Here is a 15,137-nt window from a genome sequence, read left to right as displayed (position 1 = left end):
CCACGCCGTCGAGGGCCCGCGCAACCTCAGGGCCCGCACGGCCAGGGCCCGCGACGCCCGGTGCCCCCGCCGTCCGGCCGGCCGCAGCAGCCACCGCGCGGGTACCGGCCCGAGCCGCCGCCGATGAGCGGTGGCCCCGAGCTGATGACGCACCACGCGTACGACGAGCCGACCGGCTACGACGACGTCGAGCCCGACGCCGACGGCAAGCCGGTCCTCACGCCGGAGCAGCGCAAGAAGCGGCGCTGGAAGATCATCCGGCGGGTCGGCTACGGGTTCGTCGGGGTGTTCTTCGTGCTGCCCGCGATCGCGTTCGTCATCACGTACTTCCTGGTCGACGTGCCGTCGCCGACCGAGGTCGCGCAGAACCAGAGCCAGGCCGTGACCTACCTCTACGCCGACGGCTCGCCGATGGGCAAGGACGTCCCGCGCGGCGGCAACCGGGTCCTGCTGACCCCGGAGCAGATCCCCGACGTCATGAAGCACGCGGCGATCGCGACCGAGGACGACTCCTTCGAGACCAACTCCGGCTTCGACGTCGGCGGCCTCCTGCGCGCGGTCTTCAACCAGGCCACCGGCGGTACCGGCGGTGGTTCGACGATTTCGCAGCAGTACATCAAGAAGGCCACCGACAACGACGCGCCCACGCTGACGCGCAAGTGGACCGAGCTGGCCAAGTCGTTCAAGATGAACCAGACGTACGAGAAGAAAGACATCATCACCGCGTACCTGAACATCATCTACTTCGGGCGTGGGGCGTACGGGGTCGGCGCGGCGTCGCAGGCCTTCTTCCACAAGGAAGCCAAGGACCTGAGCTTCTCGGAAGCCGCACTGCTGGCGGGGCTGATCCAGCAGCCGGGCCGGTCCGAGAACCCCAAGGTCGCGCAAGACCGCTGGAACACCGCGCTCGACCGGATGCTGAAGAACAACTACATCTCCGCGGCCGACCGAGCGGCGGCCCAGTTCCCGACGCCGATCCCGCTGGAGGACAGCAAGCAGCAGGCCGGCGCGCCGCCCGCGTTCGTCGTCCAGCAGGTGAAGGACGAGCTGGCCGCGCACGACATCCCGGAGGACCGCTACTACTCCGGCGGTTTCCAGGTGCAGACGACGATCGACCCGAAGGCGCAGCAGGCCGCGGAACAGGCCGCCACCGAGGCACTCGAAGGCCAGGTGGACGACAACCTGCTCAACGCGCTCGTCGCCGTCGACCCGAAGACCGGCGGCGTGCTCGCCTACTACGGCGGCAAGCCGATCGTGCAGGTCAACGGGCAGGACCAGGCCGGGCGCGACTGGGCGGACACGCCGCAGAACCCGGGCTCGTCGATGAAGCCGTTCGACCTGACGGCGTTCCTCAAGATGGGCAAGGGCCTCGACGCGACGTTCGACGGCTCCAACAACCGCACGTTCGACGGCCGTGTCGTGCGCAACGCCGGTCCAGGCAGCAGCTGCTCGCAGCAGTGCACCGTCGCCGAGGCGATGGAACGCTCGGCGAACACGGTGTTCTACGACATGGTCCTCAACCAGACCCACCAGGAACCGGTCAAGGACGCGGCGCGGGAAGCCGGCGTGAAGACCAAGAACGACGACGGCGGCCAGTCGATCATCTCCACCAAGGACAACAACATCTCCCTCGGCGGTGGCGAAACCCAGATCACGCCGCTCGACATGGCCTCGGCGTACGCGACCTTCGCGGCCAACGGCGAGCAGCGGGCCCGCCACTTCGTGCTGAAGGTGACCAACGGGCAGAACGAAGTCGCCTACGAAGCTCCGACCGACGCGAAATCGGCGTTCGACAGCGACTCCGACAAGAGCCGCCAGATCGCCGGGAACGTCACCGAAGCGCTGAAGCCGGTCATCGGGTTCTCGCACCTGAAGTGCCCGGCCGGCCACGAGTGCGCCGGCAAGACCGGGACGCAGCAGCACACGAAGGTCGCGGGCGAGCCGTCCTGGGCGGCGAACGCGAACTCGCAGACGTGGATGGTCGGGTACACGCCGTCGGTCTCGGTGGCGGCCTGGGTCGGCGGCGACGGCAACAAGCCGCTGCACGGCAAGAACAACTCGCCGATCTACGGCTCGACCATCGCCGGCCCGATGTGGCAGAAGTTCCTGTCGCTGTACCTGACGGGCAAGCCGGGAGAGCGGTTCGACAAGGTCGACCGCATCGGCGGCGAGGTGCCCCCGCCGTCGTCCGACGTGGCCACGACGACGGACGCGACCCCGACGAGCGAGAACCCCGGCGACGGCGACCAGGGCGACGACGGCAACGGCAACGGCAACGACAACGGTCACGGCCACAACCAGTCGTCTTCGCAGGAGAGCACGCCGAAGCACACGAAGACGCCGACCTCGAAGGAAACGCCCACGAAGTCCGACGAGCCGGAGAACTAGCCGCCCCGGGGTGAACCACGGTGGGCCGCGGTCCGTGTCCCTTCGAGAGGACTGCGTCCGCAGCCCACCGTGGAGGACGGCCCGTGAACAACGACCGCACGTCACCCGGCCGGCGGCCCGACCCACGTCGTCGTCGGACCCGGCGGCCGGTGCCCCGCGCCGGGTTGCTGGGCACCGAGCCGGAGCTGATCACCCACCACGCGCACAACGGCACCGAGCCGGACGACCTGCCGACCGTGCCGATCCTGCGGCCGCGCCCCGGGCAGCCGCCGCGCCGCCCGCGTCCGCTCACCGACGGGGACCTGCGGAAACGGCGGTGGCGGCGGGTCCGGCGGATCGCCTACGTGGTCGCCGGGCTGTTCTTCGCCGTCCCCGCCGTCGCGTTCCTCGTCACCTACTTCGCCGTCGACGTCCCCTCGCCGGAGACGGTCGCGCAGGCGCAGGGCCAGGCCGTCACCTACCTCTACAGCGACGGCACCGAGATGGGCAAGGACGTCCCCACCGGCGGCAACCGGCAGATCCTGGCGCCGAACCAGATCCCGGACGTCGTGAAGAAGGCCGTGATCGCGACCGAGGACGCGTCGTTCGAGACCAACTCGGGCTTCGACGTCGGCGGCATCCTGCGGGCGGCGTACAACCAGGTCACCGGCGGGTCCGGCGGCGGGTCCACGATTTCGCAGCAGTACATCAAGAACGCCTCCGGCGACGACGACCCGACGCTGACGCGCAAGTGGGTCGAGCTCGCGAAGTCGTTCAAGATGAACCAGACCTACGAGAAGGCGGACATCATCACCGCCTACCTCAACATCATCTACTTCGGCCGCGGCGCCTACGGCATCCAGGCCGCCGCGCAGGCCTACTTCGGCAAGGACGTCGGCCAGCTCGACTACTCGCAGTCGGCGTTGCTGGCCGGGCTGATCCAGCAGCCGGGCCGCTCGGAGAACACCGCTGTCGCGACGAGCCGGTGGAACACCGCGCTGGACCGGATGCTGAAGAACGGTTACCTGACGCCGGCCCAGCGCGCCGCAGCGAAGTTCCCGGCGCCGATCCCGCTGCGCGAAAGCCGGGAAGCGGGCGCGCTGAACCCGTTCATCAAGAACAAGGTCAAGGCCGAGCTGGCCGCGCAGGGCATCGACGAGAAGCAGTACTACTCGGGCGGGTTCCAGGTCTTCACGACCATCGACCCGGTGGCCCAGCAGTCGGCCGAGAAAGCCGTGGCCGAGGGCATGGACGGGCAGACCGACGACCGGATCCTCAACGCCCTCGTGGCGGTCGACCCGAAGTCCGGCGGCGTGCTCGCGTACTACGGCGGCGACGCGATCGTGAAGGGCCCGAACGGCGAGGACCAGGCCGGCCGCGACTGGGCCGACGAGCCGCACAACCCGGGTTCGTCGATGAAACCGTTCGACCTGGCGGCGTTCCTCAAGCTCGGCCGCGGCCTCGACGCGCGGTTCGACGGCACGTCACCGCGGACGTTCCCCGGCGTCGACCTGCCGATCCGCAACGCCGGCGACAGCAGCAGCTGCTCACAGCAGTGCACGGTCGCCGAGGCGATGCAGCGGTCCACGAACACGGTGTTCTACGACATGGTCCTCAACATCACGAAGCCGTCCGGAGTCGCCGAAGCGGCGCAGGAAGCGGGCATCCGGACGTCGGACAACGGCGGCCGCAGCAAGCTCTTCACCGGCGACAACAACATCTCCATCGGCGGCGGCGGAACCGAGGTGACCGCGGCGGACATGGCGTCGGGCTACGCGACGTTCGCAGCCGGCGGCGTCCAGCGCGACCGTCACTTCGTGCAGAAGGTGACCAACGCGAACGGCGAAACCGCGTACGAAGCCAAGGACCGTTCGACCGACGCGTTCGCGGACAACGACGCCCAGAAGAGCGCCCAGATCGCGGGGAACGTGACGGCGGCACTGGCCCCGGTGATCCAGTTCTCCCGGCTGAGCTGCCCGGCCGGCCACGAGTGCGCGGGGAAAACCGGTACGCAGCAACACACCCCGCAGAACGACGAACCGGCGTCGGCGGCGAACGCGAACTCGCAGACCTGGATGGTGGGCTACACACCTTCGGTGTCGGCGGCGGTCTGGGTGGGCAGCGACGGCGACAAGGCGTTGCGCGGCCCGAACGGCGCGCCGCTGTTCGGCTCGACGCTCGCGGGGCCGATCTGGGACCGGTTCATGCAGCTGTACATGTCAGGAAAGCCGGGCGAGCGCTTCGACCGCGTGTCCGCGATCAGCTCGCCGCAGGACCGGGTGCAGGTGCAGGTCCAGCAGCCGCGGCAACCGGACCAGCAGAACCAGCAGGACCCGCGCGATCAACGGCCGCCCGGGAACGGGAACCGGCAGCAGGCCGATCAGCTCGACCAGTTCCGTCAGTTCCAGCAACGGCTCCAGGAGCTGCAGGACCAGCAACGCGGCCGAAGGAGGCCGTGACGTCGGCGCTGGGGGACACCGGCGTCACGGCCAGACTGGGGGTCAGAGCTTGATGACCGTTCCTTCGACACCCGAGCGGTGCGCCGCCTCGATCACGCGCAGGGCTTCGACCGACGATTCCGGGTCGACCGGGAAGTCGCCTTCGCCGCGTAGCGCGTCGCGCACCTCGGCGTAGAACTGCTCGTAGCGGCCGGTCTCGGTGGGCACCGTCTTGAGGTCGTTGCCGACGCCGATCTTGCCCGCGTCCGACGCGGGCTCTACGCCCCAACTGTCGTCACCGGGGCGCATGCCCGCCTTGATCTGGGGTTCCTGCACGTCGAGGCCGTACTTGGTGAACGTCGCCTGGTCGCCGAGCACGCGGAAGCGCGGGTTCAGGGTGCCCGAGAGCGCCGACGCCCACAGGTGCGACCGGACGCCGTTGGCGTGCTTCAACGCGACGAACACGTCGTCGTCGACCTGGACACCGGCGCGGCGGCGGTCGGCCTCGGCGTAGACCTGCGTGACCGGGCCGAACAGCTGCAGCGCCTGGTCGACGATGTGCGCGCCCAGGTCGTAGAGCAGGCCGCCGGCCTCGGCCGGGTCGCCGAACTCGCGCCAGTTGTCCTTCGGCTTCGGCACCCAGCGGTCGTAGCGGGACTCGAAGCGGAACACCTCGCCGAGCTTCCCGGACTCCAGGACCTTCCGGACGGTGAGGAAGTCGGAGTCGAGCCGCCGGTTCTGGAAGACGGTCAGGCCGACGCCCGCCGCCTTAGCCGCGGCGACGACCTGCTCGGCCTCCAGCGCGGTGGGCGCGAACGGCTTGTCGACGACCACCGGCAGGCCGGCTTCGATCGCCCGCAGCGCGAGCGGCACGTGCGTGCGGTTGGGCGTGCTGACCACGACGAGGTCGAGGTCGCCGGCCCGCTCGAACAGCGCGTCGGCGTCCGGCACGATCTCCGCGCCCGGGTGGTCGGTGCGCGCCTGGGTGGCGTTGCCCGACGTCGTGATCACCGCCGGCGTCAGCCCGGGCGTCGCGGCGACCAGCGGCGCGTGGAAGACGCGTCCGCCGATGCCGTACCCGAGGATGCCCACGCGCAAGTCACTCATGCGGCCCATTAAACAACACTGTTGCGTTATTGACCAGGCGTGGGAAGATCCTTTCCATGGCGGACACCGGGGTCAACCTGCGCGACGTGCGCGAGCACAACCGTGCTCTGCTGCTCACCCACATCCTGCGCGCCGGCGGCCTCAGCCGCGTCGAGCTCGCCGAACGCACCGGGCTCACCCAGCAGGCCGTCTCCAAGATCGTGCCCGAGCTCCTCGACGCCGGTCTGCTGGACGAACAGCGCCAGCCGTCGACGGGGGTCGGCAAGCCCCGCACGCAGCTGACCATCCGCGCCGGCGCCCGCCACGCGCTCGGCGCGCGCCTCGACCGCGACGAGTACCGCGTGCTGCGCACCAACCTCATCGGCGAAGTCGAGGAGACGGCCGGCGGCCCGCTCCCGGCCGGCTTCACCCCCGAGCAGGCCGTCGAGGCCATCGGCACCGCCGCGCTCGAGCTCGCCGACGGCTTCGACGTACTGGGCCTCGGGCTCGGCGCGGTCGGCCCGCTGGACCACCTCGCCGGCCTGGTCCGCGACGCGACGAACATGCCCGGCTGGCACGACGTCCCCCTGCGCGACCTGCTCGAGAAGCGCACCGGCCTGCCGGTGACGCTCGACAAGAACACCAATTCCGCCGCGTTCGCCCAGCTCTGGCCGCACGGCGAGCCCACGGCGACCGCGGTGGTGCTCGTCGGCACCGGGATCGGCGTCGGCCTGCTGATCGACGGACGGCTCTACCGCGGCCCGCGGACCAACGCGGGTGAGTTCGGGCACACCACGATCGCCTACGACGGGCCCGTCTGCGCCTGCGGGCGGCGCGGCTGCGTCGAGATCATGGCCAAGCAGGCGCCCGACACCCGGACCGCCGCCGGCTTCCTCGGGATCGGCCTCGCGGATCTCGTGCAGGTGCTCGACCTGGAGCGGATCGTGCTGGCCGGACGCGCCGTGCGGGACGAACCTGGCACGTACCGTGACGCCGTTTCGGAGCGGCTCGAGGAGCTGCTCCCGCTGCCGCACTGGCAGCGCATCGAGGTCGTCGAGGACGCCTTCGGCGAAGAGATCGTCACGCGCGGAGCCGCCGCGGAGGTCCTGGCCTCGTACTACGCGAATCCGGCATGATCACCGCCTTCACCTCGGTGGCGGGCGCCGACCGCTAACATCCGCACTCGTGCCAGAGGAGACCACGCGCGAGCCGGACCCCGGCCCCGTGACGCTTACCCGGGCGGAACGGGTCGTCCCGAGCTGGAACGAGCCCCTCGCGACGGCGGTCACCAGACCCATCGGCGGCCCGCTCGGCGAGCACGCGGCGGTCGGCAGGCACTGGTTCTGGTCGCCGCAGCGCGTCGGCCTGCTGCTGGCCACGCTCGCGCTGATGCTCTGCTGGTTCGGCAAGGGCTCCTGCATCCAGCAGTACCAGGACTCCAGCGGCGCCACCCAGCTCGACTGGCGCGCGGGCCGCCCGTTCGTCGCGATGTGCTACTCCGACATCGTGCCGCTCTACAGCTCCGAGCGGCTCGACCGGCCGGGCACCTTCCCGTACTACACGTCGTGGAAGGAAAGCTCGCAGACCGCGGAGAACAACACCCGGTACATGGAGTACCCGGTGTTCACCGGCCTCTTCCAGTGGGCGAGCGCGAAGCTCGCGGCGGGCTGGGAGAACGTCGCCGAAAGCGGCTGGCTGCCCGGCGGGCTGCCGGTCGCGGTCTACTTCGACCTCACCTCGCTCTTCCTGGCGATGGCCTGGCTGGTGACCGTCTGGGCGACCGGCCGGACGATGAAACGCCGACCGTGGGACATGGTGCTGGTGGCGATTTCGCCGCTGGTGCTGGTGCACGCGTTCACCAACTTCGACGCGATCGCGACCGCGTTCACCGCGACCGGCCTGCTGGCCTGGGCGCGCAAGCGGCCCCTGCTCGCCGGGCTCCTGCTCGGCCTGGGCGCGACGGCGAAGCTCTACCCGTTGTTCTTGCTCGGCGTGCTGTTCGTGCTGTGCCTGCGCGCGGGGAAGCTCACGCCGTTCTGGAAGACCGCGCTCGCCACCGTCGTGACGTGGCTGGCGGTGAACGCGCCGTTCATCCTCACCGCGACCCGCGGCTGGTGGGAGTTCTTCCGGATGAGCACGCTGCGGCCGATGGATCCGGACTCGCTGTACAACGTCATCTCCTACGCCACGGGCTGGGCCGGCTTCGACGGCGTGCTGCAGAAGAACCAGACGCCGGCGTACCTGAACCTGACGGTGGCCGTGCTGTTCCTGGCCTGCTGCGCGGGCATCGCGTACATCGCGCTCGCGGCACCGCGACGGCCGCGTGTCGGCCAGCTCGCGTTCCTCGTCGTGGCCGCGTTCCTGCTGACCAACAAGGTGTGGAGCCCGCAGTACTCGCTGTGGCTGGTGCCGCTGGCGGTGCTGGCGATCCCGCGGTGGCGGCTGCTGCTCGGCTGGATGCTGCTCGACGCGCTGGTCTGGGTGCCGCGGATGTTCTACTACCTCGGCGTCGACCACAAGGGCCTGCCCGAAGGCTGGTTCCTCGGCACGGTCGTGGTCCGCGACCTCGCCGTCGCCGCGCTGTGCGTGCTGGTGGTGCGCGAGATCTACCGCCCGGGCACCGACCTGGTCCGGGCCGCCGGCGACGACGACCCGGCCGGCGGCTTCCTCGACGGCGCCCGCGACGCGATCGTCCCGAACGCCGTCCGGCGCCGCCGGAAGGCCGTCGCCGCCTAACCCAGCTGTTCGCGCAAGTAGGCGATGTCGGTGGCCTGGCCGTCGGCCGGCGTCTCGACGATGACCGGCGCGCCGGCCTCGCGGGCGACGGCGACCAGCGCCTCGGGGTCGATCGTCCCTTCGCCCTCCACGACGTTGGCGTGCCGGTCGCGGGTCGAGCCGAACTCGTCGCGGGAGTTGTTCAGGTGCACCAGGTCGATCCGGCCGGTGATGGCCTTGACCTTCCCGACGGCGGTCGCGAGGTCCCAGCCCGCGGCGAACGCGTGGCAGGTGTCCAGGCAGAACCCGGCGCCGAACTCGCCGACCTTGTCCCAGAGCCGGGCGATGACCTCGAGGTCGCGGGTGATCGCGTTCTCGCCGCCGGCGGTGTTCTCGATCAGGATCGGGACCTTGAAGCCGCCCTTCTCCTGCTCGCGCTCGAACAGCTTGCGCCAGTTGTCCAGGCCGGCCTCGACGTCGTCGTTGTCACCGACGTGCCCGCCGTGCACGATCAGGCCCTTCGCGCCGATCGCCGCGGCGCCGTCCGCGTGCTGCGTGACGTTCTTGCGGGACGGGATCCGGATCCGGTTGTTCAGGGAAGCCACGTTGATGAGGTAGGGCGAGTGGATGAACACCTCGACCGGGTCGGCCGCGATGGCCTCCCCATGGGGGTGTGGCTTCGGGGCCTTCCAGCCCTGCGGGTCCGAGAGGAAGAACTGGACGACGTCGGCTTTGCGCTCGGCGACCGCGGTCAACGGGTCGTCGTCACGGACATGGGCGCCAATCAGCATGCCGAGCACGCTACTCCGGGTACTTCTTTCCCCTGTGGGACCGGTTGGTGACGCTCGTGGAGTACCGTGAGCGCGTTCCGTGATCCAGATTGGTCCGACTGCCGGAGGGCATCGATGGGGAAGCAGCTCACCCGGATCACCGCTCTGGGATTCACCTTCGCCGCTTCGGCCACTCTGGCGCTGCCGGGCGTCGCGAGCGCCGACCCCAGCCCGACCCTCGGCGGCGACTGCTCGGCGACCCTGCAGAACGGCCAGGCGCGCGACGCGAAGACCGGCCTGGTCCTCGACGCCGGCGCCCCGCTGAACGCCCCGAACCGGCTGACCGTCGGCCTCGACTCCAGCGCGAAGAACACGAACGGCTCGGCCCCGCTGCTCACGCTTCCGGTGGGCGACACGGTCCGGGCGCTCGGCATCGGCGACGTGCCGGTGGTCGGCGACGCGGCGGCGAAGGCCGTCTGCCCGACCGCGCAGGGTGTCGTGAACACCGTCGGTGGCGTGACGCAGGGCCTCGACTTGCCTCCGCTGCCGCTCCCGCCGGCTCCGAACCCGCCCGCGCCGCCCGCACCGCCGACCCCGCCCGGTCAGACGCCGCCGGGGCAGACCCCGCCCGGCGACAGCACCGGCCCGGTGACCACCGGTCCCGGCAACGCCGCCCTGCCGGGTGACGCGATCTCGGGCATCTTCACCAACTCCGCCCTGCTGCCGGGCAGCCTGATCCAGGCGCCGGTGATCGCGCAGGTCATCCCCGGTCAGCAGGTCCCGACGGTCGACGAGCAGAAGTCCGGCACGGCCGAGGCGCTCCCCGGCGTCACACCGCCGGCGAAGCTGCCGATGCTGCTCGCGGTGCTGGCACTGGCGATCGTCGCCGCGGCCCTCGTCCGAGTCTGGATCCGCCGCACGCCCGCCTGATCTCACCGAAGGTGACGCCCGCTTCCACTCGAATGCCGGACATTTCTGAGCGAGCGGGCGTCACCGTGCTGCCTTAACGTCGTTGTCCTGGGCAGAGGCGACGAGGCAAGGGGCGGCGAGCATGCGGGATCGGACACGGAGGGCAACGGCGGTCGGCGCGACGGCGTTCGTCCTCGCTGGTTCGGCTGTGCTCGGCATGCCCGGCACCGCCTCCGCGGGCGAGACCAAGACGGTCCCGTGCGGCAGCACCGTGGACGCCAAGCCGGGCGACAAGATCCAGGGGACGCTGCTCGGCCTGCCGCTGCCGATCGACCTGGGCATCGTCGGCCAGGCGACCACCGTGCTCACCTCCACCGTGAGCGGGCTGCTCAACACGGTCTGCAAGGTCACCGTGAACGTGGTGAACACCGTCGTCTCACCGCTGCCCGGCGTGGGCGCTCCTGCGGCGAGCGCGATCAACCAGGGCGTCGAGGGCCTGACCAGTGGCGCTCAGCAGGGCTTGGGCGCGGTGAACGGCGGCGGCAAGCAGCAGTCACCACAGCCGGGTACGGGTGGCAACCAGCAGACCCCGCCGTCCGGGGGGACCGGCGGCGCGCCGCAGGGTGGGACCCCGCAGGGCGCCACCCCGATCCCCGAAGCGAACAGCCCGTTGCTGCCCGGCTTCTCGAGCAGCCCGGTGTTCGGCGGTTTCCCGTTCAGCATCGGCTCGGGCTACGCGCCGATGCGGGACTACAGCGGCATCCCGTTCGCGACGGCCGGGTTGTTCACGCCGTCGCCCGCCATCCGGTACGGCAGCCAGATCCCGGGTTACGCGCCGCAGTACGGCCTCACCGGGCCCGACCAGAACGCGGCGACCGGCAACTCCGGCATCCAGACGGCGGGGCAGGCCGAAGCGCTACCGTCCGCGACCGACGGGTTCACGGACGGGTCGAACCTGCCGCTGCTGATCGCGGTGCTGGCACTCTCCGGAGTCAGCGCGGGCCTCGTGCGGACGTGGGTGCTCCGCCGAATGGCCGCTGCGAATTGACCCGACTGCCGAGTATCTTTCACGTATCTTCGTCGTTGATCCTGGTACACCTGATGGTGCTGTTGCCTGGAACGACGCCCCCGTGATTCCTGGAGGACTGTGCTCGTGCGGAAGACCCTGACCGTCGCCGCCGTTGCCGCTTTCGTGGCCGGCGGCGCTTTCCTTTCCACGGGCACGGCCTCGGCGAGCCAGCAGGTCGTGAGCGCGAGCTGCACCGGCACGGTCACCGGTCAGATGGGCGACCAGGTGGCGATCGACGGAGCTTCGGTCAAGACCCTCGTCACCAACGGCGCGAACAACGCCGGCACCCTCGCGGTCGGCAGCTGGGCGGGCGACTCCATCGCCAAGAACCACGCGATCCTGGTGGGCCAGGTGCCGAACTCCGCGGGCGGCGAGGCGACCGGAGCCGCGATCGGCAAGGCGGTCCGCACCGCGCTGGCCGCCTCCGGCACCTGGGGCCTCGGGTTCGACTGGAACAAGACCCTGAACAGCGTCGAGAGCACGGTCGCGAAGGGCTGCAACCTCACCCTGCTGGCCGGCAACTACGTCGCCCCGAGCACGCCGGGCCAGCCGGGCGGCACCGGCACCACGGCGGGCGGCACCGGGACCGCCCCCGGCGGTACAGCCGGCAACCTCTCCAACCTGAACCCGGGCAACGCGGCCGGCTCTGGCACCGCGCCGATGCGCGACTACGGCGGCATCCCCACGGCGACCGCCGGCACGGCCGTCGCCCCGGGTGTCCACTACCCGGCCGACGGCACGCTCCCCGGTGACGCCTCCGCGCCGCAGGGCGACACGGGCGCCCAGAGCGGCCAGGGTGCCGACATCCGCGACGCGGGCAACGCGCAGTCGCTGGCTTCGCCCAGCTCGTCGAACGACGTCCAGCTGCCGATGCTGCTCGCGGTGATCGTGCTCGCCGGCGTCACCGCGGGACTCGTCCGCACCTGGGTCCTGCGTCGCGCGAGCTGACCCGGCCGCCGCCCCTCGGGACACCCCCAGGTACTCTTACCTGGACAAACCCTCCTGTCACGGACAGTCCGTGGCCGCGAGCCCATAGGAGGTGAGTGGTTGTGTCACGCCATTACGAGGTAATGGTCATCCTGGACCCCACGCTCGACGAGCGCACTGTCGCTCCGACGCTGGACACCTTCCTCAACGTGATCCGCACTACCGGCGGTTCCGTGGAGAAGGTCGACGTCTGGGGCCGGCGCCGGCTTTCGTACGAGATCAAGAAGCACGCGGAGGGCATCTACGCCCTGCTGGACCTGAACTCGTCCTCGGACGCGGTGAAGGAGCTGGACCGCCAGCTTTCGCTGCAGGAGACCGTGCTCCGCACCAAGGTCATGCGTCGCGAGGTCAAGCGCGCCGCGGCCAAGCCCGCCGCCGTCAAGGCCTGAGCCGAAGGGTATTCCCGATGGCTGGAGACACCGTCATCACGGTGATCGGCAACCTGACGTCCGACCCGGAGCTGCGCTTCACCCCGTCCGGTGCGGCGGTCGCGAACTTCACCGTCGCGTCCACGCCCCGCACGCTCGACAAGCAGTCGGGCGAGTGGAAGGACGGCGAGGCACTGTTCCTGCGCTGCAACATCTGGCGGCAGGCGGCGGAGAACGTCGCCGAGTCCCTGACCCGCGGCGCCCGCGTCGTCGTGCAGGGCCGCCTGAAGCAGCGCTCGTTCGAGACGAAGGAAGGCGAGAAGCGGACCGTCGTCGAGCTCGAGGTCGACGAGATCGGCCCCTCGCTGCGCTACGCCACGGCCAAGGTCAACAAGGTCAGCCGCGGTGGCGGCGGCGGCGGTGACTTCGGCGGCGGCGGTGGCGGCGGAAACCGCGGTGGCGGCGGCGGTGCACCCGCCGACGACCCGTGGGGTTCGGCCCCGGCTGCCAGCAGCGGTGGCGGCGGCGGCTTCTCCGACGAGCCTCCCTTCTGATCTCGTACACATCCACAAGATTTGAATTACCAGGAGTAGACAGTGGCCAAGCCACCCATTCGCAAGCCCAAGAAGAAGGTCTGCGTGTTCTGCAAGGCCGAGAAAAAGGGCCGTCCGGAACTGATCGACTACAAGGACACCAACCTGCTGCGGAAGTACATCTCCGACCGCGGCAAGATCCGTGCCCGTCGCGTCACCGGCAACTGCAGCCAGCACCAGCGTGACATCGCCATCGCGGTCAAGAACTCCCGCGAAATGGCGCTGCTGCCCTACACCTCGACCGCGCGCTAAGGGAGGGCACTGACATGGCGAAGATCATCCTCACCACGGACGTGGCCAACCTGGGCGGCCCCGGCGACATCGTCGAGGTCAAGGACGGCTACGCGCGCAACTACCTGCTCCCGCGGGGCTACGCGATCGTGGCCTCCAAGGGCGCGGAGAAGAACGTGCGCACCATCCAGCGCGCGCAGGAGAGCCGTCGCATCCGCGACCTCGACCACGCCAAGGAGATCAAGGTGACGCTGGAGGGCCTCGGCGCCATCCAGCTCACCGGCAAGGCGGCCGAGGGCTCGAAGAAGCTCTTCGGTTCGATCACCGCCGGCGAGATCGTCGACGCGATCAAGGCGGCCGGTGGCCCGCTGCTCGACAAGCGCGTCATCGAGCTGCGCGACCACATCAAGACCGTGGGCAAGCACTCGGTCGGCGCCCGGCTGCACCCGGACGTGAAGGTCGACGTGCGGCTCGAGGTCAAGGCCTCGGCCGCGCAGCAGTAGGCAAGTACGTCGTGGAAGGCGGGTCGCTCCCTGGTGGGGGCGGCCCGCCTTCACGCGTTTCGGGGGAACCCCGGACACACGGGCGTCGTCGTAGGACAATGGAGCGGGACGCGAAGGGAGCGCACTCGGATGGGTAACGAGGTCAACATGTCCGCGCCGTCCGGCGGAGGGGGCTTCACGTTCGACGCCGACAAGATCGACGGCGTCATCAAGAAGTGGCAGGACCTGCAGACGGACCTGCAGAACGATGCCGCCGACGCCAACCTGATGGCCGACGTCAAGGCGCCCGGCAAGGAGTTCGCGAGCGGCGACTGGGAGAAGCTCGCCAACCCCTCCGGCAAGGCGTTCCTCGAGCAGAACCAGAAGATGCAGGAATACGTGAAGAACTACATCCAGGCCCTGCTCGACGCGAAGAAGAAGATCACCGCCGCGGACGCGGACCACACCGGCGACATCTCGAAGGCGGGGACGCAGGCGTGAACCGCCGTCTCGTGCTGCCCGGGCTCGCCCTCGCCGCACTCGCCCTGGCCGGCTGCAGCACCACGACCGGCGGCACGGCCAACCCGGCCGCCACGTCCGGTACGCCGGACTCCGCCACCAGCACCGCCGGCGGCGGTGGCGACGGCGCGCCCAAGGTGTCGAGCCCGCTCGACCCCGCCAAGCTGAAGTCCGGCCCGTGCTCGGTCCTCTCGTCCTCGCAGCGCTCGACGCTCGGCCTCGAGGACGGCACGCCCCGCACCAGCGCGGCGGGCGCGACCTGCGCGTGGATCTACACCGCCGACGAGACCCGGAGCAGCCGGATCGACATCGCGGCCGACCCGAACACCGACGGGCTCGCGGGCATCTACGACCTCTACGCCAAGGGCGGCAAGGACCAGTACGAGTACTGGGAGCCGGCCGACGTCTCCGGCTACCCCGCGGTGTACGCCGCGACCAAGGACTTCCGCGCCCAGGGGCAGTGCAAGCTGCTGGTGGGCGTGACGGACACCCAGGCCGTCCAGGTCTTCACGCAGATCGGCAACGGCCCCGGGGCGACCCAGCCGTGCCCGTACGCGGAGAAGGCGGCCGAGGCGATGATCCAGACCTTGAAGGAGGGCTGAG

Annotated in this window: 15 protein-coding genes; 13 read left to right on the top strand and 2 right to left on the bottom strand. The window is 70.4% G+C overall.

From position 1 onward, the window contains the following. Window positions 1-123: 123 nt before the first annotated feature. Window positions 124-2,388: a transglycosylase domain-containing protein gene (locus AB0M59_RS22245; RefSeq protein ID WP_364617765.1), complete on the top strand. Its 2,265-nt coding sequence runs from the start codon at window positions 124-126 to the stop codon at window positions 2,386-2,388. Window positions 2,389-2,471: 83 nt separating this feature from the next. Beyond that, window positions 2,472-4,826 carry a transglycosylase domain-containing protein gene (locus AB0M59_RS22240; protein WP_364617763.1) on the top strand — a complete coding sequence of 785 codons (2,355 nt, stop codon included), beginning with the start codon at window positions 2,472-2,474 and terminating at the stop codon, window positions 4,824-4,826. A 42-nt stretch (window positions 4,827-4,868) separates the two neighbouring features. Here AB0M59_RS22240 and AB0M59_RS22235 read toward each other — a convergent pair whose 3' ends face one another. Next, window positions 4,869-5,912 (bottom strand): Gfo/Idh/MocA family oxidoreductase, encoded by a 1,044-nt coding sequence (locus tag AB0M59_RS22235; protein ID WP_364617761.1) that lies wholly within the window; start codon window positions 5,910-5,912, stop codon window positions 4,869-4,871. Between the two features lie 56 nt (window positions 5,913-5,968). Here AB0M59_RS22235 and AB0M59_RS22230 point away from each other — a divergent pair, with 56 nt between their 5' ends. Both AB0M59_RS22230 and AB0M59_RS22225 read left to right on the top strand, forming a co-directional pair. Continuing rightward, the gene (locus tag AB0M59_RS22230; protein ID WP_364617759.1) at window positions 5,969-7,027 is read left to right on the top strand and encodes an ROK family transcriptional regulator; all 1,059 of its coding nucleotides are present in this window, start codon (window positions 5,969-5,971) and stop codon (window positions 7,025-7,027) included. A 49-nt stretch (window positions 7,028-7,076) separates the two neighbouring features. Beyond that, a complete protein-coding gene (locus tag AB0M59_RS22225) occupies window positions 7,077-8,627 on the top strand; it encodes a glycosyltransferase 87 family protein (protein ID WP_364617757.1) in 1,551 nt (516 codons plus the stop codon). Here AB0M59_RS22225 and AB0M59_RS22220 read toward each other — a convergent pair. After that, a complete protein-coding gene (locus AB0M59_RS22220; RefSeq protein WP_364617755.1) occupies window positions 8,624-9,397 on the bottom strand; it encodes a deoxyribonuclease IV in 774 nt (257 codons plus the stop codon). The genes AB0M59_RS22225 and AB0M59_RS22220 overlap by 4 nt on opposite strands. Window positions 9,398-9,511: 114 nt before the next feature. Here AB0M59_RS22220 and AB0M59_RS22215 point away from each other — a divergent pair, with 114 nt between their 5' ends. From AB0M59_RS22215 to AB0M59_RS22175, 9 genes are all read left to right on the top strand, one after another. Further along, window positions 9,512-10,306, top strand: coding sequence for a hypothetical protein (locus tag AB0M59_RS22215; protein ID WP_364617753.1), 795 nt, complete (start codon window positions 9,512-9,514; stop codon window positions 10,304-10,306). 121 nt (window positions 10,307-10,427) lie between these two features. Continuing rightward, entirely contained in the window at window positions 10,428-11,333 is a 906-nt protein-coding gene (locus tag AB0M59_RS22210) for a hypothetical protein (protein ID WP_364617752.1), read from the top strand. A gap of 99 nt (window positions 11,334-11,432) precedes the next feature. Beyond that, window positions 11,433-12,302 (top strand): hypothetical protein, encoded by an 870-nt coding sequence (locus AB0M59_RS22205; RefSeq protein ID WP_364617750.1) that lies wholly within the window; start codon window positions 11,433-11,435, stop codon window positions 12,300-12,302. Window positions 12,303-12,403: 101 nt separating this feature from the next. Then, window positions 12,404-12,730 carry a 30S ribosomal protein S6 gene (rpsF, locus tag AB0M59_RS22200; protein ID WP_364617748.1) on the top strand — a complete coding sequence of 109 codons (327 nt, stop codon included), beginning with the start codon at window positions 12,404-12,406 and terminating at the stop codon, window positions 12,728-12,730. A 17-nt stretch (window positions 12,731-12,747) separates the two neighbouring features. After that, window positions 12,748-13,263, top strand: coding sequence for a single-stranded DNA-binding protein (locus AB0M59_RS22195; RefSeq protein ID WP_364617746.1), 516 nt, complete (start codon window positions 12,748-12,750; stop codon window positions 13,261-13,263). Between the two features lie 42 nt (window positions 13,264-13,305). Continuing rightward, the gene (gene rpsR, locus AB0M59_RS22190) at window positions 13,306-13,554 is read left to right on the top strand and encodes a 30S ribosomal protein S18 (RefSeq protein ID WP_003098744.1); all 249 of its coding nucleotides are present in this window, start codon (window positions 13,306-13,308) and stop codon (window positions 13,552-13,554) included. A 14-nt stretch (window positions 13,555-13,568) separates the two neighbouring features. Beyond that, window positions 13,569-14,036: a 50S ribosomal protein L9 gene (gene rplI / locus AB0M59_RS22185; protein WP_364617744.1), complete on the top strand. Its 468-nt coding sequence runs from the start codon at window positions 13,569-13,571 to the stop codon at window positions 14,034-14,036. A gap of 129 nt (window positions 14,037-14,165) precedes the next feature. Further along, on the top strand, window positions 14,166-14,516 hold the full coding sequence (locus AB0M59_RS22180) for a hypothetical protein (RefSeq protein WP_364377767.1): 351 nt from the start codon (window positions 14,166-14,168) through the stop codon (window positions 14,514-14,516). After that, window positions 14,513-15,136, top strand: a complete 624-nt coding sequence (locus AB0M59_RS22175; RefSeq protein ID WP_364617742.1) for a DUF3558 domain-containing protein — start codon at window positions 14,513-14,515, stop codon at window positions 15,134-15,136. The genes AB0M59_RS22180 and AB0M59_RS22175 overlap by 4 nt, the downstream gene beginning before the upstream one ends. Window position 15,137: the final 1 nt, after the last annotated feature.

Source organism: Amycolatopsis sp. NPDC051371 (assembly GCF_040682155.1).
Classification (GTDB): Bacteria; Actinomycetota; Actinomycetes; order Mycobacteriales; family Pseudonocardiaceae; genus Amycolatopsis.
This window is presented reverse-complemented; position numbering and strand designations above follow the sequence as displayed.